Source organism: Janibacter zhaoxuefangae, from assembly GCF_050271985.1.
Lineage (GTDB): Bacteria > Actinomycetota > Actinomycetes > Actinomycetales > Dermatophilaceae.
Genome location: NZ_CP189849.1, coordinates 510,046 through 535,604 on the forward strand (window position 1 = coordinate 510,046; position 25,559 = coordinate 535,604).

Consider the following 25,559-nt stretch of genomic DNA (forward strand, 5'->3'; position numbering starts at 1 on the left):
GCCAACGTGCTCTACGCGACATCGCGCCCGCTGCGTCAGCGGTAGTTGGTGAACTGCAGTGCGACGTCGAGGTCCTTGCTCTTGAGGAGTGCCTGGATCGCCTGGAGGTCGTCGCGGGACTTGCTCGTCACGCGCAGTTCGTCACCCTGGATCTGGGCCTTGACGCCCTTGGGTCCCTCGTCGCGGATGACCTTGGAGATCTTCTTGGCGTTCTCCTGGTCGATGCCCTCCTTCGTCGGACCGGAGAGCACGTACTCCTTGCCCGACGCGGACGGCTCCTTGTCCCCGAAGTCGATCGACTTGAGCGAGACGCCCCGGCGGATCAGCTTGGTCTCGAGGACGTCCACCACCGCGAGGACCCGCTCGGCCGTGTTGGCCTTGATGACGATGCTCTCGCCGCTCCACGCGATCGAGGCCCCGACGCCCTTGAAGTCGTAGCGCTGGGAGACCTCCTTGGCGGTCTGGTTGAGCGCGTTGTCGACCTCCTGTCGGTCCACCTTGCTCACGATGTCGAAGGAGCTGTCAGCCATGTCACGTCCTCGATTCGAAGTTCTCGTTGTCTGCTTGCTATTCTTTCACGCGCACCACGGCAGGTTGTCCGAGCGGCCAATGGAAACGGACTGTAAATCCGTCGGGTTATCCCTACGAAGGTTCGAATCCTTCACCTGCCACCCACGTGCACGACAGGCCCCTGATCAGCGGAAACGCTGGCCAGGGGCCCTCGTCGTCTGCCGGCCAGACGGGGCCCGCAGACGTCAGGAGCGCCGACGAGCGGCACGGGATCCGGCCGCGCCGGAGAAGGCGATCGAGGCGCCGGCCACGAAGCCGAAGTCGTACCAGGTGCCCCGGTTGTGCACGGCGTAGATGCCCACGTCGTCCCGGAAGAGGGAGATCACGAAGGTGATCGGGCTGATCGCGCCGTGCCACAGGCCGAGCCAGAAGCCGGGCGCTCCCGGCGCGGCCGAGACGGCGTCGTTGCCCGCCGCCGCGCAGCCGCCCAGGGCGAGTAGGCAGAGGGTCATCACCAGTGCCGTGCTGACGGCTCGTCGCGTCGTGCTGCTCATCGCTGCTCCTCGCTCGTCGTCTGCGCATGCTCCTGCCTTCGCTCCTCGATGCTAGGTGTGGGGAGTGGTGCGGCGTGGGTCTTCCGGCAAGACCGCCCGGCCGGGGCTGCGGTGCGCATCCCGCTGTCGGAGCGAGCGGGCAGGATGAGCCCATGAGCCCGGACCCGCGCCCCGCCGACCAGCCCGCTGACGTCGTTCTGGGTGACGACGGACGTCTGCGCCCGCGCTGGGCTGCCGCCGATCCGCTCATGCGGGAGTACTACGACACCGAGTGGGGGGTGCCGGTCCGCGATGAGCGGGGCGTCTTCGAGCGACTCACGCTCGAGGGGTTCCAGTCGGGGCTCTCGTGGGCAACGATCCTCCGCAAGCGGCCGGCCTTCCGGAGCGCCTTCGACGACTTCGTCCCCGATGTCGTGGCGGCCTATGACGAGGCGAAGGTCGCCGAGCTCATGGCCGACGCCGGGATCGTCCGCAACCGGCAGAAGGTGGCGGCGACGATCGCCAACGCGAAGGCGACCGTCGCCCTGCGCGACGACGACGGCCTCCCCGACTTCATCTGGTCGTTCCAGCCCGAGGAGACGCCGCGGCCGCGGACGCTGTCCGAGATCCCGACGCGTTCGCCCGAGTCGGTGGCGCTCGCCAAGGCACTCAAGCGGCGCGGATTCTCCTTCGTCGGCCCGACGACGATGTTCGCCCTGATGGAGGCCATCGGCATCGTGGACACGCACCTGCTCGACAGCCACCGGCGCGGGACCTCCGGCCTCTGGGCGCCGGACGGCAGTCGCGCCCGGGCCTAGGCTGCGGCCATGTCCGAGCTGCCCGAACAGGCCATCTCCCGTGACCCGGCGTACCCCCACTGGGCGCGGGTACCCACGCGGTGGCACGACAACGACGCCTACGGCCACGTCAACAACACCGTCCACTACCTCGCGGTCGACACGGTCGTGAACGCGTGGCTCATCGCGCACGCCGGCCTCGACCTCGAGCGCGGCGTAGTCATCGGGCTGTGCGTCGAGTCGTCCTGTCGGTACGTCGAGTCGCTGTCCTATCCGGATGCCTTCGACATCGGCTTGCGGATCGGCAGGCTGGGGAGCAGCAGCGTCGTCTGGGAGCTGGCCCTCCATCGGGCCAGTGACGGAGCGAAGGTCGCCGACGCGACCTTCGTGCACGTCTTCGTCGATCGCGGGACCAGACGTCCGGTGCCGCTGCCCGAGGCGATGCGCGAGCCGATGACTTCGCTCGTGAGGCCCTGAACCTTCACTCGCCGTTCACCTCGGCGCAGGCTGACACGCCTTCGCCACCCCTAGTTTCCGGCCATGACCTCAACCTCACGGCCCCGCGCACGCGTGCGCGCCTCCGCCCTTGTCCTGACCGGCGCCATCGCCCTCGGCGTCACCGCCCTCGCTGCCCCGGCGCTCGCCGACCCCTCGTCCGCCACCGGCGTCTCGCTGAGCCCGCTCGGCACCTTCTCCACCGGAGCCTTCGACGAGGGCGCCTCGGAGATCGTCGCCTACGACGCCGCCACCCAGCGCGCCTTCGTCGTCAACGCGCAGGCTGGCACGGTCGACGTCCTCGACATCTCCGACCCGACTGCGCCGACGAAGGTCGCCACCCTCGCGACTCCCGGCGCCAACAGCGTCGCCGTGGCCAAGGGCGTCGTGGCCGTGGCCGAGCAGGCCGACGACAAGCAGCAGCCAGGCACGGTCTCCTTCTTCGACGCCGCCAGCCTCACGCTCACGCGGACCGTCGCCGCGGGCGCCCTGCCGGACATGGTGGCCCTGAGCGAGGACGGCCGCTACGCCGTCGTCGCCAACGAGGGTGAGCCCGAGGGCTACGAAGAGGGCCAGGTCGACCCCGAGGGCAGCGTCTCGGTCATCGACGTCCGCTCCGGCGCCGTCCGCACCGCCGGTTTCGGTGCGTGGAACGACCGCGAGGCCGAGCTCACGGCGGCGGGTGTCCGCATCTTCGGCCCCGGTGCCTCGGTGGCCCAGGACCTCGAGCCTGAGTACGTCGCGATCAGCGGCAATGGCCTGACGGCGTACGTCACGCTCCAGGAGAACAACGCGCTCGCCGTCGTCGACCTCAAGAGCGCCACCGTCACCGACATCCGTCCCCTCGGCACCAAGGACCACTCCCTCGCGGGCCAGGGCCTCGACGCCTCCGACAAGGACGACGCGATCACCATCGCCAACTGGCCGGTCAGCGGGCTCTACCTGCCCGACGGCATCCAGGCCTTCCGCGCCGGTGGCGGGGCCGAGTACCTGATCACGGCCAACGAGGGTGACGCCCGGGAGTACGACGGCTTCGAGGAGGAGGCGCGGGTCAAGGACCTGACTCTCGACCCGACCGTCTTCCCGAACGCCTCGGCGCTGCAGAAGAGCGGCGCCCTCGGGCGACTCACCGTCACGACGACGGCCCCGCAGGGTCCGGCCGGCTACACCGAACTCCAGGCCCTCGGCGGTCGCTCCGTCTCCATCCGGGACGCGGCCACGGGCGCCCTCGTCTGGGACTCGGGTGACGACTTCGAGCAGCTCATCGCGCAGCAGGCGCCGGAGTTCTTCAACGCCGACCACGCGGAGAACGACTCGGTCGACAGCCGGAGCGACAACAAGGGCCCGGAGCCCGAGGGCGTCGAGATCGGTCGCGTCAACGGCCGGACGCTCGCCTTCGTCGGTCTCGAGCGCAACAGCGGCATCGTCGTCGTGGACGTCACCGACCCGACGTCGCCGAGCATCGTCGGCTACGCGCACAACCGGATCGCCGACGGTGACCCGGAGGCCGGGACGGCCGGCGACCTCGGCCCCGAGGGTCTCCACTTCATCCCGAAGTCGGAGAGCCCCACGGGGGAGCCGTTGCTCCTCGTGGGCAACGAGGTGTCCGGCACGACGACCGTCTGGCAGGTCGGCTGACCTTCGGAACGCGTGACCCGGCGGCCCGGACACCCCTCCTGTCGGGGGCGGTGTCCGGGCCGTTCGCGTACCCGGGCGAGCCTGCACGAGAGCCGATTTCGTGGACGTGGGGCAACCGTGTAATCTTTCCGACGCACTGCTGCTCGGCAGCGTGTGACGCCCCCTTAGCTCAGTCGGCAGAGCGTTTCCATGGTAAGGAAAAGGTCGTCGGTTCGATTCCGACAGGGGGCTCCGGCCAGGCCGTTTCACACGGCATGGACCCCATGGCGGGGTAGCTCAGCTGGTTAGAGCGCACGACTCATAATCGTGAGGTCGCGGGATCGAGCCCCGCTCCCGCTACGACGACGATTTCCGGTTCCGGCCGGGATTCGCGTATTCTGGTGCGTCGGCGTCCCCCCGGCAGCACATGCGTGTTCACCGAGGGCGCGCAATCCACCTGATTGTTCGAGAGCAAGGTAGTTCCGTGGCCAAGGCAACTGACGTCCGTCCCAAGATCACGCTTGCGTGCACGGAGTGCAAGGAGCGCAACTACATCACCGAGAAGAACCGGCGCAACAACCCGGACCGTCTCGAGATGTCCAAGTTCTGCAACCGCTGCCGCAAGCACACCGAGCACCGCGAGACCCGCTGACGCCCTGAGCGTCCGGCTCGACAGCCGCCCAGGCCACCCGGCCAGGGCGGCTGTCGCCGTTTCGGGGCACGGCATCCGACCGGTCCGGTGCGGCTCCTCCAGCGGGGGCGGCGCTGGCACGTAGGCTGCACGCCATGGCTGTCAACGAGTCCTTTGTCGGGCGCACCTACCCCCCGATGGAGCCCTACTCCGTCGGCCGCGCCAAGATCGCCGAGTTCGCCGAGGCGGTGGGTGCCACCGACCCCGTCCACGTGGATCGTGAGGCGGCCCGCGCGGCGGGTCACGCCGATGTCATCGCGCCGCCCACCTTCGCCGTCCTCATCGCCCAGCGCTGCGAGGCCCAGTTCGTGACCGATCCCGAGGCGGGTATCGACTTCAGCAGGGTCGTCCACGGCGAGGAACGCTTCGTCCACCACCGACCGCTGACGGCCGGCGACGAGGTCGTCGCGACGTTGGTCGTCGACTCCGTCCGCGGTGGCGGTTCGCTCGCCCTCGTGACGACGCGCACCGAGCTGGCCACCGAGGCCGGCGAGCCCCTGTCCACCGTCTACTCGACCCTGGCCGTCCGGGGAGGGGAGTGAGCATGTCCGTGCGCGAATTCGCCACCGTGTCCGTCGGTGAGGCCCTGCCCCCGAGGACGATCCACGTCGACCGGGCCACCCTCGTCCGCTACGCCGGCGCCTCCCTCGACCGCAACCCGATCCACTGGGACGAGACCTTCGCGAAGGAGGTCGGCCTGCCGGACGTCATCGCCCACGGGATGTGGACGATGGGCGCTGCGATCGGGATCGTGGCCGACTGGGCCGGGGACGCCGGGGCCGTGCTCGAGTACCGGACCAAGTTCACCAAGCCGGTCGTCGTGCCGCGTGAAGGCGGCGCGGACATCGAGGTGTCGGCGGCCGTCACGGCACTCGACGCCGACACTCGGCGCGCGACGCTCGAGATCACCGTCAAGGCGGCCGATGTGAAGGTCCTGGGCCGGTGCCTCGCCGTGGTGGCGCTCGCATGAGCCCGACCGCCGTCCCCACGTCGCGGACCGAGGAGTTCGACGCCCCGCTGGCTGAGCTGACGACGATGCGCGTCGGTGGCCCGGCAGCCCGCCTCGTGACGGTGACGACGACCGACGAACTCGTCGACGCCGTGCGCGAGGTCGACGACGCCGACGAGCCGCTGCTGGTGCTCTCCGGTGGTTCCAACCTCGTCATCGGTGACGAGGGCTTCCCGGGGACGGTCGTGCGGATCGCGACCTCGGGGATCACGCAGGAGTCGGCCGACCACTGCGGTGGCGCCATGGTCCGGGTCGCCGCGGGCGAGGTGTGGGACGACGTCGTCGCCCGCGCCGTCGTCGAGGGCTGGGCCGGGATCGAGGCGCTCAGCGGCATCCCCGGTCTGGCTGGGGCGACGCCGGTGCAGAACGTCGGCGCCTACGGCCAGGACGTCTCGCAGACCATCGCGTCGGTGCGCGTGTGGGACCGGCAGGAGCAGTCCGTCCGGACGATCGCCAACGCCGACTGCGCGTTCACCTATCGCCACTCCCTCTTCAAGGGCACCGACCGCTACGTGGTGCTCGACGTCCTCTTCCAGTTTGAAATCGCGGACCTGTGCCGTCCCATCGCCTACGCCGACCTGGCACGCCAGCTCGGGGTCGAGCAGGGCGACCGGGTGCCACTCGCGGATGCCCGGGAAGCGGTCCTCGCGCAACGCCGCCGCCGCGGCATGGTCCTCGACGAGAGCGACCACGACACCTGGAGCTGCGGCTCCTTCTTCACCAACCCGATCCTGTCGCCGGAGCACTTCGCCGACCTGGCGCATGCCGCCGCGAACCGGCTCGGCCCCGACGGGCCGGTCCCGCCGCAGTTCCCCGAGCCGGACGGGCGGATCAAGACCAGCGCGGCCTGGCTCATCGACAAGGCAGGCTTCGAGAAGGGGCACGGCATGCCCGGCCCGGCTGCCCTGTCGACGAAGCACACGTTGGCGGTGACCAACCGAGGCGGCGCGAGCGCCGCGCAGGTGGCCGACCTCGCCCGGGAGGTCCGGGACGGTGTGGCGCAGGCCTTCGGGGTGACCCTCGTCAACGAGCCGGTCTTCGTCGGTCACTCGCTCTGAGCCACGCGCAGCCACCGCTGCGTGGGTCGTGGGGCGAGTGCGAGTCGCCGATCTGGCGCCCCACCCCGGATGAGCCGCAGCCGCGGCCGCTCCGGGGAGTCGACGAGCCGTGAGGTTCGCCCCGGTGGCGCGCCGTCCGAGACGAGCGCGAGGTGTCGTCGGGGGAGTGGTGCGGGCCGTCCGGGGCTGGTCATGACACGAGCCTGACCGTGCGCGGCGCTGGTCTTCAGCGACCACCGTCCGCCTGTGGACCGCCCCGGACGTCAGACGGGCGCTGTGGACAACCAGTCGAGCGTGTCCGCCTCGGCGGCGGCGCGGACGTCCGCCGGTGCCCGGCTCGCGCGCATCGACGCCCTGGCCAGTTCGGCCAGATCGTTGTCGTCCTGGCCGGCATGTTCGCGCGCGGCCTCGTACTGGTCGACGAGCCGACTGCCGAAGAGGAGCGGGTCGTCGGCCCCGAGCGCGATGTCCACCCCGGCGTCGCGCAGTCGCCGAAGCGGCACCTCGTCGAGGTCGTCGTAGACGCCGAGGGAGACATTGCTGCGGGGGCACACCTCGAGGGCCACCCCGGCTTCGACGACGCGCTCGAGCACGCGAGGGTCCTCGACGCACCGCACGCCATGACCGAGGCGATCGGGTGACAACGCCTCGAGCGTCTCCTCGATGGCGGTCGGCCCGAGCAGCTCGCCGGCGTGCGGCACGAGCAGGAGCCCGGCGTCGCGCGCGATGGCGAAGGCCCGGGCGAACTCGGGGGTCGAGCCCCGACGCTCGTCGTTCGACAAGCCGAAGCCGATGACCTGGCCGGCGCCGTCCCCTGCGTACTGGGCCGCCAGCCGGGCGAGGGCGCGGGCATCGAGCGGATGCCGGATGCGGCTGGCCGCGACGATGACGGCGACGCGGGCCACGGGTTCGCCGGCCTCGGCGCGCGCGCTCGCGGCCCGGGCCTCGTCGAGGACGATCTCGAGTGCCGGGGTGATGCCACCGACGAAGGGGGCGTACGACGTCGGGTCCACCTGGATCTCCAGCCACCGAGAGCCTTCCGCCCCGTCGTCCTCCGCAGCCTCCCGGACGATCCGGCGCATGTCCGACTCGTCGCGGACGCAGGCACGGGCGGCGTCATAGAGCCGCTGGAACCGGAACCAGCCGCGCTCGTCCGCCGCGGAGAGCTGCGGGGGCCAGTCCGCATGGAACGACTGCGGCAGCCGCAGACCATGGCGTTCGGCCAGCTCCCGCACGGTGCCCACGCGCATGGACCCGGTGAAGTGGAGGTGCAGGTGCGCCTTGGGCAGCGCGGCCAGAGGGCGTCCGGCGCTCACTCGTCGATGACGTGCATGGCGGCCTCCTCGGCCGACGCACCTGCGCCGTCGATGCCGACGTCTCGGCCATAGGGCTCCGCGTCGCTGTCCTCGTGGGCGCCTTCGTCGGGGGCGACGAGGCGACCCGCACGCGCGGACCCGACCTCGGCGTCGCCGTCCCAGTCGTTGTCGGCGCCCTCGAGATCCGGGTCGTCCTCGGCGCGACCGGACGTGCCGGCATCGAGGTCGTCATCGGTGTCGAGGCCACTCTCGTTGAGCGGGGCGCCGGCGGCGGAGTTCGGATCGGGCTCCTCCTGGAGGATCCGCTCCTCGATGGTCTCGTCCACGGACTGCTCGTGGGCGGTGACACCGTGAGCGCTGGAGCCGCGCGCCGAGTCCGGCGGGGAGTACCCGTGGTCCAGGACGTCACCAGACTCGGCGCCGTCGAGAGTGTCCTCAGGCTGGAGCTGGTCCTCGTAGTCGCTCGGGTCGATCCCGTACTGCTCGTCGCTCATCGTGCACTCCTTCTCTCGGCCGTGGTGTTGCCCTCGCCGCGGTTCGCGACCTTGGGTCAGCCCTGCTGTTCGGTGTACTTCTCGGCAGCGGCCAGCAGGACGCAGGTGGCGACGGCCTCCATCGCCTGCGTGACCTCGGCCAGCGGCGGCATGGTGGGTGCGAGGCGGATGTTGCGGTCGTCGGGGTCCTTGCCGTGCGGGAAGGACGCCCCGGCCGGGGTGAGTGCCACGCCCAGCTCGGCGGCGAGCTCGACCACGCGGGTGGCGGTGCCGTCGAGGACGTCGAGGTTGACGAAGTAGCCGCCGGTCGGCCGGCTCCACGTCGCCACGCCGCGACCGTCGAGGGCCTCGGTGAGGATGCGGTCCACTTCGGCGAACTTCGGCGCGAGGATCTCGCGGTGGCGCGCCATGTGGGCCCGCACGCCGTCGGCGTTGCCGAAGAACTGCGCGTGCCGCAGGTGGTTCACCTTGTCGGGGCCGATGGACCCCTTCGACAGGTGACCGAGGTACCAGGCGACCATCGCGGGCGAGGCGGCGAGGAAGGCCACGCCGGCGCCGGCGAAGGTGATCTTGGAGGTCGACGCGAAGACGATGGCTCGGTCGGGGTGGCCCGACGCGTCGCACAGCGTGAGGATGTCGGCCGACTTCGTCTCCTCGGTGGTGAGGTGGTGCAGCGCGTACGCGTTGTCCCAGAAGATCGTGAAGTCCGGGGCCGCGGTCGGCATCGAGGCCAGTCGGGCCGCGACCTCCTGCGAGCAGGTGAAGCCCGTGGGGTTGGCGTAGGTCGGGACGAGCCACATGCCCTTGATGGTGGGGTCCTCCGCGACGAGCGCGGCGACGGCCTCGGCGTCCGGTCCGTCCTCGTTCATCGGGACGGTGACCATCTCGATGCCGAAGGACGCGAGCAGGGAGAAGTGCCGGTCGTAGCCGGGCACCGGGCAGATGAACGTGATGGTCTCCTCCTGCGCCCACGGGCGCGGGGAGGCCGGGGCGCCGTGCAGCAGCAGGTCGACGAGGGTGTCGTGCATCATCGACAGGCTCGCGTTACCGCCGGCCACGACCTGGGCCGTGGGCACGCCCAGGAGCTCGCCGAAGATCTCGCGGAGCTCGGTCAGGCCCTGGAGTCCGCCGTAGTTCCGGACGTCGGTGCCGCTCGCGTCGACGTGCCCCTTCGGCAGGGTGAGGAGCCCTTCGGCGAGATCGAGCTGCTGCGCGGAGGGCTTGCCGCGGGTCAGATCGAGGGAGAGGCCGCGGGTCCGGAGCTCGGCGTGCGTGTCGCGCTGCTCCTTGGCGAAGGCGGCCAGCTCCTCGGGGGCGAGGGCGGACAGGGGAGTGGCGGTGGTGAGGTCGCTGTCGGTCACCTGCTCATCGTCGCATCGAAGGCATCGGGACCGCACGCCTGTCCGGGCGAGTTCGCAACCTCGTGGCGTCTCACGTATGCTTCTTCTTCGGTTGACTTCAGCCATGCTTCCGGCGTGCCCCGAGACGGGCGGACGGTGGCATTGCGAGTCGGCCGCGGAGTGCCCGCCCCACCGGGGCACTCCGAAGGGCAGTGGCTCAATTGGTAGAGCACCGGTCTCCAAAACCGGCGGTTGGGGGTTCGAGTCCCTCCTGCCCTGCGTTGCAGGACACCCGTCAGCAGCACGTGATTCACCGAGGGAAGAGGCATCGTGACCGAAATCGGCGCCACCACGCGCAGGTCGCACGAGCCGGAGGGCAAGGGCGGCAACGTCATCTCCCGCTTCTTCGGGTCGATCGGTCTGTTCATCGGCCAGGTCATCGACGAGATGCGCAAGGTCGTCTACCCGACCCGCTCGCAGCTCTGGCAGTACACGGCGGTCGTCATCGTCTTCGTGGTCTTCATGATGGCGCTCGTGGCGGCACTCGACTTCGTCTTCACGAAGGGCGTGTTCTGGGTGTTCGGCGGCTGACGCCGCCAGCTCACGAGCCAGTCCCGTCCCCGCGGACGGAATTCCAACCGCAGTCAAAGGTGAGGTACCAGCAGATGTCCGACCAGACCCAGCAGGGTGCGCTCGAGGGCGACGCCGAGTTCAGCGACGTCGTGTCCGACGCGCTGCCGGAGGTTGCCGAGACCCCCGCCGAGGTCGTCGCCGACACCGAGCAGGCCGAGCCCGCCACCGACGCCGTCGAGGACACTGCAGACGAGCAGGACAGCGACGTGCAGGACGCCCCGACCGCGGACGAGGACGGCGACCTCCTGCCGGCCGACCCGGTGCAGGCCTACAAGGACGACCTCGCCACCCGCTTCGGTGACTGGTACGTCATCCACAGCTACGCCGGCTACGAGAACCGCGTCAAGCACAACCTCGAGACCCGCATCACGAACCTCAACATGGAGGACGAGATCTTCGAGGTCGAGGTGACGATGGACGAGGTCACCGAGATCAAGAACGGGCAGAAGAAGACGCGCAAGCAGCCGCGCATGCCCGGATACGTCCTCGTGCGCATGGACCTCACGGACGAGTCCTGGGGCGCCGTGCGGCACACCCCCGGTGTCACCGGCTTCGTCGGCAACGCCCACAACCCGGTGCCGCTGAGCCTCGACGAGGCCTTCACGATGCTCAAGCCCGCGGACCTCGAGACCGCGCAGGCCGCGACCGGCGAGGCCCAGTCCTCCGGTGCGTCCTCCTCCCGGTCGGCGTACGTCGACTTCGAGGTCGGCGAGTCCGTCACCGTCATGGAGGGCCCGTTCGAGACGATGCCCGCCTCCATCTCCGAGATCAACGCCGAGAGCCAGAAGCTCAAGGTGCTCGTGTCGATCTTCGGCCGGGAGACCCCGGTCGAGCTCTCGTTCAGCCAGGTCGCCAAGATCTGATCGAGCGGGACACTGCAACCGGGTCATCGCCCACGGCGTCGGCCCACCAACGATAAGGAAAAGCATGCCTCCCAAGAGCAAGAAGGTCTCCGGCTTCATCAAGCTGCAGATCCAGGCCGGTCAGGCCACCCCCGCCCCGCCCGTCGGCCCGGCCCTCGGTCAGCACGGCGTCAACATCATGGAGTTCGTCAAGGCGTACAACGCCGCGACGGAGTCCCAGCGCGGGAACGTCATCCCGGTCGAGATCACGGTCTACGAAGACCGCTCGTTCACCTTCATCACGAAGACGCCGCCGGCCGCCGAGCTCATCAAGAAGGCCGCGGGTGTCCAGAAGGGCTCCGGCGAGCCCCACAAGACGAAGGTCGCGAAGCTCACCGACCAGCAGGTCACCGAGATCGCCGAGATGAAGATGGCCGACCTCAACGCCAACGACCTCGACATGGCCAAGCGGATCATCGCTGGCACCGCCCGCTCGATGGGCATCGAGACCCCGTGATCCCCTCGGGGTGCGGCCTCGCCGCACCCCGACCGCGGGCATCCGCCCGCACGTGGCAGGACCAGCGCTGGTCCGATTGACCACAACTCCACCACCTGACACACAGGAGCAGAAATGAAGCGCAGCAAGGCCTACCGCTCTGCGGCTGAGAAGATCAACGCCGACGAGCTCTACGCGCCCCTCCAGGCCGTGCGCCTGGCCAAGGAGAACGCGTCCGCCAAGTACGACGAGACCGTCGAGGTCGCGTTCCGCCTCGGCATCGACCCGCGCAAGGCCGACCAGATGGTCCGCGGCACGGTCAACCTCCCGCACGGCACCGGCAAGACGGCCCGCGTCCTCGTCTTCGCCAACGGCGACAAGGCCGAGGCCGCTCGCGCCGCTGGCGCCGACCACGTCGGTTCCGACGAGCTGCTCGAGAAGGTCGCCGGCGGCTGGCTCGACTTCGACGCCGTCGTCGCCACGCCCGACCTCATGGGCAAGGTCGGCCGACTCGGTAAGGTCCTCGGTCCCCGCGGCCTCATGCCGAACCCGAAGACCGGCACCGTCACGATGGACACGGCCAAGGCCGTGACCGACATCAAGGGCGGCAAGATCGAGTTCCGCAACGACAAGCACGCCAACCTCCACTTCATCATCGGCAAGGCCTCCTTCGACGAGACCAAGCTCGTGGAGAACTACGCGTCGGCGCTCGACGAGATCCTCCGCCTCAAGCCCTCCGCCTCGAAGGGCCGTTACATCACCAAGGCGACGCTCTCGACGACGATGGGCCCCGGCATCCCGCTGGACGCCTCGCGCACCCGCAACCTCCTGTCCGAGGACGCCCAGGCCGAGGCCTGAGTCACCCGGTCACGACGGCGGCTCCCCACCCACTCGGGTGGGGAGCCGCCGTCGTTCGGAGCCCCGGACCCTCCCCTCACCCGCCCCACGAGTATCGGGTCACCCGATACTCGCAGCCGTACCCGACTTCGCATGTCGGGTGAAGCGCACCTTTGTCGGGTGAAGCACTCGTCGCGCCGAGCCGATTTGGTCGCGGGCGCACCTGACCCGTACTCTTGCACTCGACCAAAGACCGCCGGTTGTCTCGGACCCCTCCTGGGGATCGTGACCGAAGGTTCCGCACGATGCGGGCGACCTGCGCAGGTGCACTGAGTTCTTCACATGGTTTCCATGTTCGAGCCCCGGCGCCCCTGCGCTGGGGCTCTCGTCGTTCACGGGCCCGAGCCGTCGGTCGATCACGACGGAAGGAGGCCACATGGCAAAGGCTGACAGGTCTGCCGCCATCGCCGAGCTTGCGGAGAAGTTCCGCACCTCGAGCGCGGCCGTTCTCACGGAGTACCGCGGGCTCACCGTGGCTCAGCTCACCGAGCTGCGCAACTCGCTTCGTGGCAACGCCACCTACGCCGTGGTGAAGAACACGCTGACCGAGCGGGCCACCAAGGAGGCGGGTATCACCGCTTTCGAGGGCCAGCTCACGGGCCCCTCGGCCATCGCCTTCATCGACGGTGACCCGGTCGAGGCCGCCAAGGGCCTGCGTGACTTCGCCAAGGCGAACCCTCTCCTGGTGATCAAGGGCGGTGTCCTTGACGGCAAGGCCCTGACCACCGACGAGATCAAGAAGCTCGCGGACCTCGAGTCCCGCGAGGTTCTCCTGGCCAAGCTGGCCGGCGCCATGAACGCGTCGCTCAGCCAGGCTGTCTACCTCTTCGCCGCGCCCCTGTCGCAGACCGCTCGCGTTGTCGACGCGCTCCGCGCCAAGGTCGAGGTCGAGGGCCCGGCTGCTCCGGCAGCCGACGCTCCCGCCGAGGCCCCGGTCTCCGAGGAGACCACCGACGAGGCCCCCGCGGCCGAGTCCACCGAAGCCGTCGCCGAGGGTGGCGACGAGAGCTGACCGCCCCCGGGTTCGCCCGGAGCAGTCGCTCGACCAACCAACACACGCCACTCACGGCTAGCAGTACTACGAAAGGACGCCCATCATGGCGAAGCTCAGCACCGACGAGCTCCTTGAGGCCTTCAAGGAGATGACCCTCATCGAGCTCTCCGAGTTCGTGAAGCAGTTCGAGGACACCTTCAACGTCACCGCCGCGGCCCCCGTCGCCGTTGCGGCTGCCGGCGGCCCCGCCGCCGGTGGCGAGGCCGCCGCCGAGGAGCAGGACGAGTTCGACGTCATCCTCGCCGCTGCCGGTGACAAGAAGATCCAGGTCATCAAGGAGGTCCGCGCGCTGACCTCCCTCGGCCTCAAGGAGGCCAAGGACCTCGTCGACGGCGCCCCCAAGCCCGTCCTCGAGAAGGTCGACAAGGCCGCCGCGGACAAGGCGAAGGAGGCCCTCGAGGCCGCCGGCGCCACCGTCGAGGTCAAGTGATCTCAGCCCGCGTCAGCGGGTAGGTGACACCACCACGAAGGGCGGGTCGGACCTCACGGTCCGGCCCGCCCTTCGTTGTGTCCGCGGGGGAGTGGTCAGAGCAGCGGACGAAGGGGGGCGAGCACGCCCTCGGTGATCCGGGAGACGAGGGTGCGTGAGGCCCATTGGTCCCGCGTGAGCTCGATGCAGTTGGTCGAGTCCACCCGGAAGATCTCCTCCATGTGGGCCGCCACGTCGGTGTCGAGGATCTCGACGTTGATCTCGTAGTTGCCGGCCAGCGACAACCGGTCGAGGTTGGCCGTGCCGATGGTGGACCAGCGCCGGTCGATCGTTCCCGTCTTCGCGTGCACCATGGCCTGCTGGTAGCGGAGCAGGCGCACGCCGCCGCGCAGCAGCTCGGTGTAGTGCCCGCGGCTGAGCCAGTCAGCGACGATGTGATTCGAGTAGTGGGGGACGATGATTCGCACGTCGACCCCGCGGGCCGCTGCCTGCACGAGCGCCCGAGTGAAGGCCTTGTCCGGGATCAGATAGGCCTGCGTGAGGTAGATGTGGTCCTCGGCTCGGTCGATGGCCTCGAGATACATGTTGCGGATCGGGAAGACGAGGTGCACCGGCGTGTTGCGGTGGACCCGGATCAGACCGCTCCAGGTGCGGTGGCGGGGCTCGGGCAGGGCCGCCTCGCTCTTGTGCCGACCGAGGTTCCAGTAGTCGACGAAGGCGTTCGTCAGCTCGACGACCATGTCCCCGCTGAGCCGGGCATGCGTGTCGCGCCAGTCGGTCGCGTAGGTGGAGCCGATGTTGTACCCGCCGACGAAGGCGACGTCGTGGTCGACGACGAGCAGCTTGCGGTGGTTGCGTCCGGCGTAGCGCGGGTGGAGGAACTTCCAGCCGCCGCCGACGAGCGCGTGGCGTTTGACGTGGATCGGTGCCGGGAAGCGCAGGAAGTCGCGGGAGACGACGAGGTTGGCGAACTCGTCGAACGAGACGTAGACCTCGACGCCGCGCGCGGTGGCGTCGACGAGGGCCTGCTTGAACTCGCGGCCGACCGGGTCGTCCTTCCAGATGTAGGTCTCGAAGAGGATCCGGTGCTCGGCCCGTCGGATGGCCGCGAGCATGTCGGCGAAGAGGTCCTCGCCGTAGGTGTAGATGGCCACCTCGCCCTCGGCGACCGGCAGCGACCGCACGGGGACACGGGGGAACTCGCCCTGGGGCCGCTCCTTCTTGCGCAGGTGGTCCACGAGCAGCAGGCCGGCCACGGCGAGGACCTGTGTCGCGGCCCCGGCGAGCAGGAGGCGGCGAGCCAGCGTCGTGGCGACCTTCAGGTGCATGGGGCCACTCTATGCAGCGGAGGCCTGGCGCCCGAGCGGTGGACACGCAGCCGTGAGGCTTGACGTGGCGGCCGTTGGCGGTCATCCTCATTGCGTCGTAGCACGTCGGCACCACCGCCTTCCGCGGTCGGGGACGTGGACCCCCCGCAGACTCCTCGTCTGGACAGGGTTGGACGGTCACGCCTTTTTCACCTAGACTGTCGCTTTGCGCTGCCCTTTCCCTGCTCCCAGGTCGCGTGAGCCTGCCACGACGCACCCCCTCCGGGGTTGTCGGTGGGTCCACACCTCCCGGGCGACGAGCGAGGCGCAGACGCCGCCCCACTAGTTCTTCAAGGCCCGTGGAAGGACCCTCCTTGGCTGCCTCGCGCAATGCGCCCCAGACAGTGTCCACCGCACGGACGGCTTCTGGTCGTCTGTCCTTCGCGAAGATTCGCGAACCCCTCGAGGTCCCTGACCTCCTTGCCCTCCAGACGGAGAGCTTCGACTGGCTCCTCGGCAACGAGCGCTGGCAGGCCCGCGTGGCCGAGGCGCTTGCCGCCGGTCGGCGGGACGTGCCCGAGAAGTCGGGTCTGGAGGACATCTTCGAGGAGATCTCCCCGATCGAGGACTTCTCCGGCTCGATGTCGCTCTCGTTCCGCGAGAGCCGCTTCGAGGAGCCGAAGTACTCCATCGAGGACTGCAAGGAGCGCGACCAGACCTACTCCGCGCCCCTGTTCGTCACCGCGGAGTTCATGAACACCACGACCGGCGAGATCAAGAGCCAGACGGTGTTCATGGGTGACTTCCCGCTCATGACCGAGCGCGGCACCTTCGTCATCAACGGCACCGAGCGCGTCGTCGTCTCGCAGCTCGTCCGTTCCCCGGGCGTCTACTTCGAGCGCACGGCCGACAAGACGTCCGACAAGGACATCTACTCGACCAAGATCATCCCCAGCCGCGGCGCCTGGCTCGAGTTCGAGATCGACAAGCGCGACCTCGTCGGTGTGCGCGTCGACCGCAAGCGCAAGCAGTCCGTCACCACGCTGCTCAAGGCGCTCGGCATGACCGAGGCCGAGATCCGCGAGGAGTTCGGCCAGTACGAGTCGATGAACCTCACCCTCGAGAAGGACAACACCGAGGGCACCGACGACGCGCTGCTGGACATCTACCGCAAGCTGCGTCCGGGCGAGCCGCCGACGCGTGAGGCCGCCCAGAACCTTCTGGACAACCTCTACTTCAACCCCAAGCGCTACGACCTCGCGAAGGTCGGCCGCTACAAGATCAACCGCAAGCTGGGTCTCGACACCCCGCTGACGGACTCGGTCCTCACGCTCGACGACATCGTCGCCACGCTGAAGTACCTCGTGGCCCTCCACGCCGGCGAGACCACCCGCGAGGGTGTCCGCGACGGCGAGAGCGTCGAGATCCCGGTCGAGGTCGACGACATCGACCACTTCGGCAACCGTCGCCTCCGCAGCGTCGGCGAGCTCATCCAGAACCAGGTCCGCACGGGCCTGAGCCGGATGGAGCGCGTCGTTCGCGAGCGCATGACGACCCAGGACGTCGAGGCGATCACCCCGCAGACCCTGATCAACATCCGCCCCGTGGTGGCGTCGATCAAGGAGTTCTTCGGGACGTCCCAGCTGTCCCAGTTCATGGACCAGAACAACCCGCTCTCGGGTCTGACGCACAAGCGTCGTCTGTCCGCGCTCGGCCCGGGTGGTATCTCCCGTGACCGCGCCCAGATGGAGGTCCGTGACGTCCACCCGTCGCACTACGGCCGCATGTGCCCGATCGAGACGCCTGAAGGCCCGAACATCGGTCTGATCGGCTCGCTCGCGTCCTACGGGCGGATCAACTCCTTCGGGTTCATCGAGACCCCGTACCGCAAGGTGACCGACGGTTACGTCACGGACGAGATCGTCTACGTCTCCGCGGACGAGGAGGACAAGCACGTCATCGCGCAGGCCAACGCGGTCATCGCCGAGGACAACCACTTCCTCGAGGAGCGCGTGCTCGTCCGCACGAAGGGCGGCGAGGTCGAGTACATCCCGGCCGACGACGTCGACTACATGGATGTCTCCCCGCGCCAGATGGTGTCGGCCGCGACCGCCATGATCCCCTTCCTCGAGCACGACGACGCCAACCGCGCGCTCATGGGCGCCAACATGCAGCGTCAGGCCGTCCCGCTCGTCCAGAGCGAGGCGCCCCTGGTCGGTACCGGCATGGAGTACCGCGCCGCGCTCGACTCCGGTGACGTCGTCCGGGCCGAGAAGGCCGGTGTCGTGACCGAGGTCTCCGCCGACCTCGTCACGGTCGCCGCCGACGACGGCACGCAGCGCACGTACAAGATCATGAAGTTCTCGCGCTCGAACCAGGGCAACTCCTACAACCAGCGCGTCATGGTCAACGAGGGCGACCGCGTCGAGGCCGGCGCGCTCATCGCCGACGGTCCCGCGACCGACGGTGGCGAGATGGCCCTGGGTCGCAACCTCCTCGTGGCGTTCATGCCGTGGGAGGGCTACAACTACGAGGACGCGATCATCCTCAGCCAGCGTCTGGTGCAGGACGACGTCCTCTCCTCGATCCACATCGAGGAGCACGAGGTCGACGCCCGCGACACCAAGCTCGGCCCGGAGGAGATCACTCGGGACATCCCGAACGTCTCCGACGAGGTCCTGGCCGACCTCGACGAGCGCGGCATCATCCGCATCGGTGCCGAGGTCCGCGACGGCGACCTGCTCGTCGGCAAGGTCACGCCCAAGGGTGAGACCGAGCTGACCCCGGAGGAGCGGCTCCTGCGCGCCATCTTCGGTGAGAAGGCCCGCGAGGTCCGCGACACGTCCCTGAAGGTGCCCCACGGCGAGACCGGCACGGTCATCGCGGTCAAGGTGTTCGACAAGGACGAAGGCGACGAGCTGCCCCCGGGCGTGAACCAGCTGGTCCGCGTCTACGTGGCGAACAAGCGCAAGATCACCGACGGTGACAAGCTCGCCGGCCGCCACGGCAACAAGGGTGTCATCTCCAAGATCCTCCCGGTCGAGGACATGCCCTTCCTCGAGGACGGCACGCCGGTCGACGTCGTCCTCAACCCGCTCGGCGTCCCCGGGCGAATGAACATCGGTCAGATCCTCGAGCTCCACCTCGGTTGGGCTGCCAGCCGCGGCTGGGAGATCGAGGGCAACCCCGAGTGGGCCAAGCTCATCCCCCAGGACGCTCGCCAGGCCCCGCCCGGCAGCCGCGTCGCGTCGCCCGTCTTCGACGGTGCGCGCGAGGAGGAGATCACCGGCCTGCTCGACTCGACCAGGAAGACCCGCGACGGTCAGCGCCTCATCGGCGCCTCCGGCAAGGCGAACCTCTTCGACGGTCGTTCCGGTGAGCCCTACCCCGACCCCGTGTCGGTGGGCTACATGTACATCCTGAAGCTGCACCACCTCGTGGACGACAAGATCCACGCCCGCAGCACGGGTCCGTACTCGATGATCACGCAGCAGCCCCTCGGTGGTAAGGCGCAGTTCGGTGGTCAGCGCTTCGGCGAGATGGAGGTGTGGGCCCTCGAGGCCTACGGCGCCTCCTACGCCCTGCAGGAGCTCCTCACGATCAAGTCCGACGACGTCACGGGTCGCGTGAAGGTCTACGAGGCCATCGTCAAGGGCGAGAACATCCCCGAGCCCGGCATCCCGGAGTCGTTCAAGGTCCTCATCAAGGAGATGCAGTCCCTGTGTCTCAACGTCGAGGTCCTCAGCAGCGACGGCAACACGATCGAGATGCGCGACCAGGAGGACGACGTCTTCCGTGCGGCCGAGGAGCTCGGCATCGACCTGTCGCGGCGCGAGCCCAGCAGCGTCGAAGAGGTCTGACGGTGAACCGGTGGGCCGCGTCACCGCGGCCCACCGGATTCCCGGCCCGACCGATCACCTGATCAGACCACCTGGATTTACGAGAGACACGAGAGAAGGACACACGTGCTCGACGTCAACTTCTTCGACGAACTGCGCATCGGCCTCGCGAGCGCGGACCACATCCGCGCCTGGAGCCACGGCGAGGTCAAGAAGCCCGAGACCATCAACTACCGCACCCTCAAGCCCGAGAAGGAGGGCCTGTTCTGCGAGCGCATCTTCGGCCCCACCCGGGACTGGGAGTGCTCCTGCGGCAAGTACAAGCGCGTCCGCTTCAAGGGCATCATCTGTGAGCGCTGCGGCGTCGAGGTGACCCGCGCCGGCGTGCGCCGCGAGCGGATGGGCCACATCGAGCTCGCCGCCCCCGTCACCCACATCTGGTACTTCAAGGGCGTCCCGAGCCGCCTCGGGTACCTCCTGGACCTCGCCCCGAAGGACCTCGAGAAGGTCATCTACTTCGCGGCCTACATGATCACGTCGGTCGACGTCGACCAGCGTCACGCCGACCTGCCCTCCCTGGAGGCGCAGATCGAGGTCGAGCGCAAGGGCATCGAGAACCGTCGCGACGCCGACATCGACGCTCGCGCCAAGAAGCTCGAGCAGGACGTCGCCGCGCTGGAGGACGAGGGCGCCAAGTCCGACGTCAAGCGCAAGGTCAAGGACTCGGCCGAGCGTGAGATGAACCAGATCCGCAAGCGTGCGGACGCTCAGGTCGAGCGCCTCACGCAGGTGTGGGACCGCTTCAAGAACCTCAAGGTCCAGGACCTCGAGGGCGACGAGGTCCTCTACCGCGAGATGCGTGACCGCTTCGGTCTGTACTTCGAGGGTGGAATGGGCGCCGCGGCGATCCAGAAGCGCCTCGAGAGCTTCGACCTCGTGGCCGAGGCCGAGTCGCTGCGCGAGATCATCGCCACGGGCAAGGGCCAGAAGAAGACCCGCGCCCTCAAGCGCCTCAAGGTCGTCACGGCCTTCCTCACCACGGACAACGAGCCCAAGGGCATGGTCCTCGACGTCGTTCCGGTCATCCCGCCGGACCTGCGTCCGATGGTCCAGCTCGACGGTGGCCGCTTCGCCACGTCGGACCTCAACGACCTCTACCGTCGCGTGATCAACCGCAACAACCGACTCAAGCGTCTGCTCGACCTCGGTGCGCCGGAGATCATCGTCAACAACGAGAAGCGCATGCTTCAGGAGGCCGTCGACAACCTGTTCGACAACGGCCGCCGTGGTCGCCCCGTCACGGGCCCCGGCAACCGCCCGCTGAAGTCCCTGAGCGACATGCTCAAGGGCAAGCAGGGTCGTTTCCGTCAGAACCTGCTCGGCAAGCGCGTCGACTACTCCGGCCGTTCGGTCATCGTCGTCGGCCCCCAGCTCAAGCTCCACCAGTGCGGTCTGCCCAAGCAGATGGCGCTCGAGCTCTTCAAGCCCTTCGTGATGAAGCGCCTGGTCGACCTCGACCACGCGCAGAACATCAAGTCGGCCAAGCGCATGGTCGAGCGTCACCGCTCGGTCGTGTGGGACGTCCTCGAAGAGGTCATCACCGAGCACCCGGTGTTGCTCAACCGCGCACCCACGCTCCACCGACTGGGCATCCAGGCCTTCGAGCCGCAGCTCGTCGAGGGCAAGGCCATCCAGATCCACCCGCTCGTCTGCACCGCTTTCAACGCGGACTTCGACGGTGACCAGATGGCCGTCCACCTGCCCCTGAGCGCTGAGGCGCAGGCTGAGGCCCGCATCCTCATGCTCTCGAGCAACAACATCCTCAAGCCGGCCGACGGTCGACCGGTGACCATGCCCACCCAGGACATGATCATCGGCCTCTTCCACCTGACGTCCGAGTTCGCCGACGGGGCCGGTCAGGGCCGTGCCTTCTCCACCCCGTCCGAGGCCCGGATGGCTCTCGACGCCGGCGCGATCCACATTGGCAGCCGGGTCAAGATCCGCCTGCGCAACGCCGTGCCGCCGGTGGGGGAGACCCTGCCCGAGGGCGTCGAGGCCGACGAGAACGGCTTCGTCGACCAGTGGCTGTGTGACTCGACCCTGGGTCGCGTCCTGTTCAACGACGCGCTGCCGGAGGACTACCCCTTCGTCAACGAGCCGGTGGACAAGAAGCGCCTCTCGCTCATCGTCAACGACCTCGCCGAGCGTTACAGCAAGGTGCAGGTCGCCGCGAGCCTCGACGCGCTGAAGGAGGCCGGTTACTACTGGGCCTCCCGCTCGGGCACCACGGTCGCCGTCTCCGACGTCGTCACGCCGCCCCGCAAGGCCGAGATCCTCGAGGGCTACGAGACGAAGGCGACCAAGGTCCAGACGCAGTACGAGCGCGGTCTGATCACCGACGACGAGCGCCGTCAGGAGCTCATCGAGATCTGGACGCAGGCGACGAACGAGGTCTCCAAGGAGATGGAGGCCAACTTCCCGCGTGACAACCCGATCTTCCGGATGGTCAACTCCGGTGCTCGAGGCAACTGGTTCCAGCTGCGTCAGATCGCCGGTATGCGTGGCCTCATGGCCAACCCGAAGGGCGAGATCATCCCCCGCCCGATCCGCACGAACTTCCGTGAGGGTCTGTCGGTGGTCGAGTTCTTCATCTCGACGCACGGTGCGCGCAAGGGTCTGGCCGACACGGCTCTCCGTACGGCCGACTCGGGTTACCTCACCCGTCGTCTCGTCGACGTCTCCCAGGACGTCATCGTCCGCGAGGACGACTGTGGCACCGAGCGCGGCCTCGTGCTGCCGATCGCCACGGTCGACGAGCTCACGGGCACGCGCCGCAAGCACGACGACGTCGAGTTCACGGTCTACGCGCGCTGTGTCGCCTCCGACGTGGAGAAGGACGGCACCGTCCTCGCCCCCGCCGGCAGCGACCTGGGTGACGTCGTCATCGGCCAGCTCTACGAGGCCGGCGTCGACGAGGTCAAGATCCGCTCGGTGCTCACGTGTGAGTCCAAGGTCGGGACCTGCGCCAAGTGCTACGGCCGCTCGCTCGCGACCGGTCAGCTCGTCGACATCGGCGAGGCCGTCGGCATCATCGCGGCCCAGTCGATCGGTGAGCCCGGTACCCAGCTGACGATGCGCACCTTCCACACCGGTGGTGTGGCCGGTGACGACATCACGCAGGGTCTGCCCCGCGTCGTCGAGCTCTTCGAGGCGCGCACGCCCAAGGGTGTCGCCCCGATCGCCGAGGCCAGTGGCCGCGTCACGATCGAGGACACGGACAAGGCCCGTCGTCTCATCCTGACGACGGACGACGGCTCCGAGGAGCACGCCTACCCGGTCAGCAAGCGCGCGCGCCTGCTCATCGCGGACGGCGAGCACGTCGAGGTCGGCACCAAGCTCATGCAGGGTGCCATCGACCCGAAGCAGGTGCTGCGCATCCTCGGCCCGCGTGCCACGCAGCAGCACCTCGTGGACGAGGTCCAGCGCGTGTACCGCCAGCAGGGTGTGTCGATCCACGACAAGCACATCGAGGTCATCGTTCGCCAGATGCTGCGTCGCGTGACGATCATCGAGGCCGGCAACGCCGACCTCCTGCCGGGCATGCTCGCTGAGCGCGGTCGCTTCGAGGAGGAGAACCGTCGGGTCGTCTCCGAGGGTGGCAAGCCTGCCTCCGGTCGTCCCGAGCTCATGGGCATCACGAAGGCCTCGCTGGCCACCGACTCCTGGCTCTCCGCCGCCTCCTTCCAGGAGACGACGCGAGTGCTCACCGAGGCTGCGATGGAGGGTCGCTCCGACCCGCTGCTCGGCCTCAAGGAGAACGTCATCCTCGGCAAGCTGATCCCCGCCGGCACCGGCCTCCCGCGTTACCGCAACGTGAAGGTCGAGCCCACGGAGGAGGCGAAGGCGGCGATGTACGCCCTCCCGAACTATGACGAGTACTCCTACCCGGTCTTCGGCCCGGGCAGCGGCGAGGCGATCCGCCTCGACGATGCGGAGCTCGGCCTGGACTGAGGATCTCCATCCGCTCCGGTTCCGGAGTGAGGAGGAACGTCCTCGTCTGACCCGAAGGGGGTCGACCACCGCTGGTGGTCGACCCCCTTCGTCGTCTGATCCTTGATATTCCGCGGAATTTGCGGCCCGACACGCCGACCCCGACGTGATTCGCGCCCGAGAATCGGGCACCATGAGGCAGTACAGGGAGACCGGGCAACCGGAGCGTCCGCGAGGACGGCCTCCCGTCAGTCCACGGTCATCACGACCAGGAACGGAGCAACACACATGAACAAGTCCGAGCTCGCCTCCGCCATCGCTGAGAAGGCCGGCCTCAACGGCACCCAGGCCTCCGCCGCGCTCACCGCGCTGCAGGAAGTCCTCATCGAGCAGGTCGCCAAGGGCGAGAAGGTCACCGTCCCGGGTCTCCTGACCCTCGAGCGCGTCGAGCGCTCGGAGCGCCAGGGCCGCAACCCGCAGACCGGTGAGGCCATGACGATCCCCGGTGGCTACGCCGCCAAGCTCACCGCCGGCAGCGCCCTGAAGTCCGCAGCCAAGGGCAAGTGACTCCCTGAGTCCCACGCCGAGGGCCCCGTCCGCATCGCGCGGACGGGGCCTCGCGCATGCCGGGCCGGTCGTGGCTGCAGCGGTGGCCGTGCCTGCCCGGAGAACGGTGTTGGATGGTGCCCATGAGCCCGAGCCCCGCGACCCGTCGCCCGCCGCTGAGACAGCGGGCCCTCGCCGTCGCGCTGGCGGTCGGGGGAGTGGCGCTGCTGATCAAGCCCGGCGTCCTGCTGATCAAGCTCCTCGGCCTGATCCTGCTCGCTTACGGGATCATCGGCCTGACTCGGCGATACCGGTTCGACACGACGGTCGTGGCCGTCCTTCTGCTGGTCGCGGCCGCCTACTTCGCCCTCGTGGCCCTCGGGCCGGCGCTCGGGTGGGACATCCCCTACGGGCCCCTGGACGTCCGCGGCGGGTGAGGGGCCACCGTCACTGATTTTGCGAGGGTGACCCGTGGCGGTATCGTTGACCGCTGTGTGTGGAGCCGTTGCTCCCGCATGTGTTCGACCGCCGCGCAGGCGGTGGTCGGAATCCCTCTCGCCGGGCAATCTCGAGCGGCCAACGGCCACCTCGGGGGAGTGCAGGGGAGAGCACCGGTCGCGACACGCCCGAGTACGGGGGTCGGGGCCGGCATCCAAGGAGTCCTGTCGGCACGGCCGCCGGGGCAGACAACATCACCACACGTACGGAGAACAGGTTGCCTACGATCAACCAGCTGGTGCGCAAGGGCCGGCAGGACAAGACGTCGAAGACGTCGACCCCTGCCCTCAAGGGCTCGCCGCAGCGCCGCGGTGTGTGCACTCGCGTGTACACGACCACCCCCAAGAAGCCGAACTCTGCCCTTCGGAAGGTCGCGCGCGTCAAGCTGACCTCGGGCATCGAGGTCACGGCTTACATCCCGGGCGTCGGCCACAACCTGCAGGAGCACTCGATCGTGCTCGTGCGTGGTGGTCGTGTGAAGGACCTCCCCGGCGTCCGTTACAAGATCATCCGCGGTTCGCTCGACACCCAGGGTGTCAAGGGTCGCCAGCAGGCCCGCAGCCGTTACGGCGCCAAGAAGGAGAAGAAGTAATGCCTCGCAAGGGTCCCGCCCCGAAGCGCCCCCTCGTCGTCGACCCGGTCTACGGTTCGCCGCTCGTGACGCAGCTCGTCAACAAGATTCTCCTGGACGGCAAGAAGTCGACCGCCGAGGCCATCGTCTACGGCGCCCTCGAGGGCGTCCGTGCGAAGACCGGCACCGACCCCGTGCAGACGCTCAAGCGCGCGCTCGAGAACGTCAAGCCCGCCCTTGAGGTCAAGTCCCGCCGCGTCGGTGGCGCGACCTACCAGGTCCCGATCGAGGTCAAGCCCGGTCGCGGCACCACCCTCTCCCTGCGTTGGCTCGTGGGCTACTCGCGTCAGCGTCGCGAGAAGACCATGACCGAGCGCCTCATGAACGAGATCCTCGACGCGAGCAACGGCCTCGGTGCCGCTGTCAAGCGTCGTGAGGACACCCACAAGATGGCCGAGTCCAACAAGGCCTTCGCGCACTACCGCTGGTGACAGCCGCCGGTGGCGGGTCGGGCACACGCTCGCCCGCCGCCGGCACCCACGTCGTCCGGGTTGCCCGGTCGGCCGAAGCAAGCACCATCCCCACGATCACGAGAT

25 protein-coding genes and 4 tRNA genes are annotated in these 25,559 nt (G+C 68.8%); 23 read left to right on the forward strand and 6 right to left on the reverse strand.

Going from position 1 to position 25,559, the window contains the following annotated elements:
• Positions 1-35 precede the first annotated feature (35 nt).
• The gene (locus ACQBAS_RS02425; protein WP_427384766.1) at positions 36-530 is read right to left on the reverse strand and encodes a YajQ family cyclic di-GMP-binding protein; all 495 of its coding nucleotides are present in this window, start codon (positions 528-530) and stop codon (positions 36-38) included.
• A gap of 58 nt (positions 531-588) precedes the next feature.
• On the opposite strand from ACQBAS_RS02425, the gene ACQBAS_RS02430 reads away from it, so the two are divergent.
• A tRNA-Tyr gene (locus ACQBAS_RS02430) sits at positions 589-671 on the forward strand.
• Between the two features lie 84 nt (positions 672-755).
• Here the strand turns inward: ACQBAS_RS02430 and ACQBAS_RS02435 are convergent.
• Positions 756-1,064, reverse strand: a complete 309-nt coding sequence (locus ACQBAS_RS02435; protein ID WP_427384767.1) for a hypothetical protein — start codon at positions 1,062-1,064, stop codon at positions 756-758.
• Between the two features lie 152 nt (positions 1,065-1,216).
• On the opposite strand from ACQBAS_RS02435, the gene ACQBAS_RS02440 reads away from it, so the two are divergent.
• The 9 genes from ACQBAS_RS02440 to ACQBAS_RS02480 all read left to right on the forward strand — a co-directional run bounded on the left by ACQBAS_RS02440 (position 1,217) and on the right by ACQBAS_RS02480 (position 6,710).
• Complete coding sequence (locus ACQBAS_RS02440; RefSeq protein ID WP_427384769.1) at positions 1,217-1,861, forward strand: DNA-3-methyladenine glycosylase I; 645 nt, start codon at positions 1,217-1,219, stop codon at positions 1,859-1,861.
• Between the two features lie 9 nt (positions 1,862-1,870).
• Entirely contained in the window at positions 1,871-2,317 is a 447-nt protein-coding gene (locus ACQBAS_RS02445) for an acyl-CoA thioesterase (RefSeq protein ID WP_427384771.1), read from the forward strand.
• A 63-nt stretch (positions 2,318-2,380) separates the two neighbouring features.
• Positions 2,381-3,973: a choice-of-anchor I family protein gene (locus ACQBAS_RS02450; protein WP_427384773.1), complete on the forward strand. Its 1,593-nt coding sequence runs from the start codon at positions 2,381-2,383 to the stop codon at positions 3,971-3,973.
• Positions 3,974-4,131: 158 nt separating this feature from the next.
• Positions 4,132-4,204, forward strand: a tRNA-Thr gene (locus ACQBAS_RS02455).
• A 34-nt stretch (positions 4,205-4,238) separates the two neighbouring features.
• A tRNA-Met gene (locus ACQBAS_RS02460) sits at positions 4,239-4,312 on the forward strand.
• A gap of 124 nt (positions 4,313-4,436) precedes the next feature.
• A complete protein-coding gene (rpmG, locus tag ACQBAS_RS02465; RefSeq protein WP_427384775.1) occupies positions 4,437-4,604 on the forward strand; it encodes a 50S ribosomal protein L33 in 168 nt (55 codons plus the stop codon).
• Between the two features lie 134 nt (positions 4,605-4,738).
• Complete coding sequence (locus ACQBAS_RS02470; RefSeq protein ID WP_427384777.1) at positions 4,739-5,185, forward strand: FAS1-like dehydratase domain-containing protein; 447 nt, start codon at positions 4,739-4,741, stop codon at positions 5,183-5,185.
• Positions 5,186-5,187: 2 nt separating this feature from the next.
• Positions 5,188-5,613: a MaoC/PaaZ C-terminal domain-containing protein gene (locus ACQBAS_RS02475; protein WP_427384779.1), complete on the forward strand. Its 426-nt coding sequence runs from the start codon at positions 5,188-5,190 to the stop codon at positions 5,611-5,613.
• Entirely contained in the window at positions 5,610-6,710 is a 1,101-nt protein-coding gene (locus tag ACQBAS_RS02480) for a UDP-N-acetylmuramate dehydrogenase (protein ID WP_427384781.1), read from the forward strand. Before ACQBAS_RS02475 ends, ACQBAS_RS02480 begins: the two co-directional genes overlap by 4 nt.
• Positions 6,711-6,973: 263 nt before the next feature.
• On the opposite strand, the gene ACQBAS_RS02485 is transcribed toward ACQBAS_RS02480, so the two are convergent.
• From ACQBAS_RS02485 to ACQBAS_RS02495, 3 genes are read right to left on the reverse strand one after another with little or no spacing between them, the layout of a single operon-like run.
• Complete coding sequence (locus ACQBAS_RS02485; protein ID WP_427384783.1) at positions 6,974-8,026, reverse strand: adenosine deaminase; 1,053 nt, start codon at positions 8,024-8,026, stop codon at positions 6,974-6,976.
• Positions 8,023-8,520 carry a DUF5709 domain-containing protein gene (locus ACQBAS_RS02490; protein WP_427384785.1) on the reverse strand — a complete coding sequence of 166 codons (498 nt, stop codon included), beginning with the start codon at positions 8,518-8,520 and terminating at the stop codon, positions 8,023-8,025. Before ACQBAS_RS02490 ends, ACQBAS_RS02485 begins: the two co-directional genes overlap by 4 nt.
• 56 nt (positions 8,521-8,576) lie before the next feature.
• A complete protein-coding gene (locus ACQBAS_RS02495) occupies positions 8,577-9,881 on the reverse strand; it encodes an aminotransferase (RefSeq protein WP_427384787.1) in 1,305 nt (434 codons plus the stop codon).
• Positions 9,882-10,066: 185 nt separating this feature from the next.
• Here ACQBAS_RS02495 and ACQBAS_RS02500 point away from each other — a divergent pair.
• From ACQBAS_RS02500 to rplL, 7 genes are all read left to right on the forward strand, one after another.
• Positions 10,067-10,139: transfer RNA gene (locus ACQBAS_RS02500), tRNA-Trp, on the forward strand.
• Positions 10,140-10,190: 51 nt separating this feature from the next.
• On the forward strand, positions 10,191-10,451 hold the full coding sequence (secE, locus tag ACQBAS_RS02505; protein ID WP_427384789.1) for a preprotein translocase subunit SecE: 261 nt from the start codon (positions 10,191-10,193) through the stop codon (positions 10,449-10,451).
• A 74-nt stretch (positions 10,452-10,525) separates the two neighbouring features.
• Positions 10,526-11,356 (forward strand): transcription termination/antitermination protein NusG, encoded by an 831-nt coding sequence (gene nusG / locus ACQBAS_RS02510; protein ID WP_427384791.1) that lies wholly within the window; start codon positions 10,526-10,528, stop codon positions 11,354-11,356.
• Between the two features lie 64 nt (positions 11,357-11,420).
• Positions 11,421-11,852, forward strand: coding sequence for a 50S ribosomal protein L11 (gene rplK, locus ACQBAS_RS02515; protein WP_427384793.1), 432 nt, complete (start codon positions 11,421-11,423; stop codon positions 11,850-11,852).
• Positions 11,853-11,966: 114 nt separating this feature from the next.
• Positions 11,967-12,689, forward strand: a complete 723-nt coding sequence (rplA, locus tag ACQBAS_RS02520; RefSeq protein WP_427384795.1) for a 50S ribosomal protein L1 — start codon at positions 11,967-11,969, stop codon at positions 12,687-12,689.
• A 415-nt stretch (positions 12,690-13,104) separates the two neighbouring features.
• Positions 13,105-13,740, forward strand: a complete 636-nt coding sequence (rplJ, locus tag ACQBAS_RS02525) for a 50S ribosomal protein L10 (RefSeq protein WP_427384797.1) — start codon at positions 13,105-13,107, stop codon at positions 13,738-13,740.
• An 85-nt stretch (positions 13,741-13,825) separates the two neighbouring features.
• Positions 13,826-14,212 (forward strand): 50S ribosomal protein L7/L12, encoded by a 387-nt coding sequence (gene rplL, locus ACQBAS_RS02530; RefSeq protein ID WP_427384799.1) that lies wholly within the window; start codon positions 13,826-13,828, stop codon positions 14,210-14,212.
• 95 nt (positions 14,213-14,307) lie between these two features.
• Here rplL and ACQBAS_RS02535 read toward each other — a convergent pair whose 3' ends face one another.
• Positions 14,308-15,540 carry a phospholipase D-like domain-containing protein gene (locus ACQBAS_RS02535; protein WP_427384801.1) on the reverse strand — a complete coding sequence of 411 codons (1,233 nt, stop codon included), beginning with the start codon at positions 15,538-15,540 and terminating at the stop codon, positions 14,308-14,310.
• A 353-nt stretch (positions 15,541-15,893) separates the two neighbouring features.
• Here ACQBAS_RS02535 and rpoB point away from each other — a divergent pair, with 353 nt between their 5' ends.
• The 6 genes from rpoB (at position 15,894) to rpsG (ending at position 25,454) form a co-directional block, all read left to right on the forward strand.
• Positions 15,894-19,379 (forward strand): DNA-directed RNA polymerase subunit beta, encoded by a 3,486-nt coding sequence (gene rpoB / locus ACQBAS_RS02540; RefSeq protein ID WP_427384803.1) that lies wholly within the window; start codon positions 15,894-15,896, stop codon positions 19,377-19,379.
• A 105-nt stretch (positions 19,380-19,484) separates the two neighbouring features.
• Positions 19,485-23,369, forward strand: coding sequence for a DNA-directed RNA polymerase subunit beta' (locus ACQBAS_RS02545; RefSeq protein WP_427384805.1), 3,885 nt, complete (start codon positions 19,485-19,487; stop codon positions 23,367-23,369).
• Between the two features lie 267 nt (positions 23,370-23,636).
• On the forward strand, positions 23,637-23,915 hold the full coding sequence (locus tag ACQBAS_RS02550) for an HU family DNA-binding protein (RefSeq protein ID WP_427384807.1): 279 nt from the start codon (positions 23,637-23,639) through the stop codon (positions 23,913-23,915).
• 122 nt (positions 23,916-24,037) lie between these two features.
• The gene (locus ACQBAS_RS02555; protein WP_427384808.1) at positions 24,038-24,331 is read left to right on the forward strand and encodes a hypothetical protein; all 294 of its coding nucleotides are present in this window, start codon (positions 24,038-24,040) and stop codon (positions 24,329-24,331) included.
• Between the two features lie 278 nt (positions 24,332-24,609).
• Positions 24,610-24,984 carry a 30S ribosomal protein S12 gene (gene rpsL / locus ACQBAS_RS02560; protein WP_427384809.1) on the forward strand — a complete coding sequence of 125 codons (375 nt, stop codon included), beginning with the start codon at positions 24,610-24,612 and terminating at the stop codon, positions 24,982-24,984.
• Positions 24,984-25,454, forward strand: a complete 471-nt coding sequence (gene rpsG, locus ACQBAS_RS02565; protein WP_427384810.1) for a 30S ribosomal protein S7 — start codon at positions 24,984-24,986, stop codon at positions 25,452-25,454. The genes rpsL and rpsG overlap by 1 nt, the downstream gene beginning before the upstream one ends.
• The last annotated feature ends 105 nt before the right edge of the window (positions 25,455-25,559 follow it).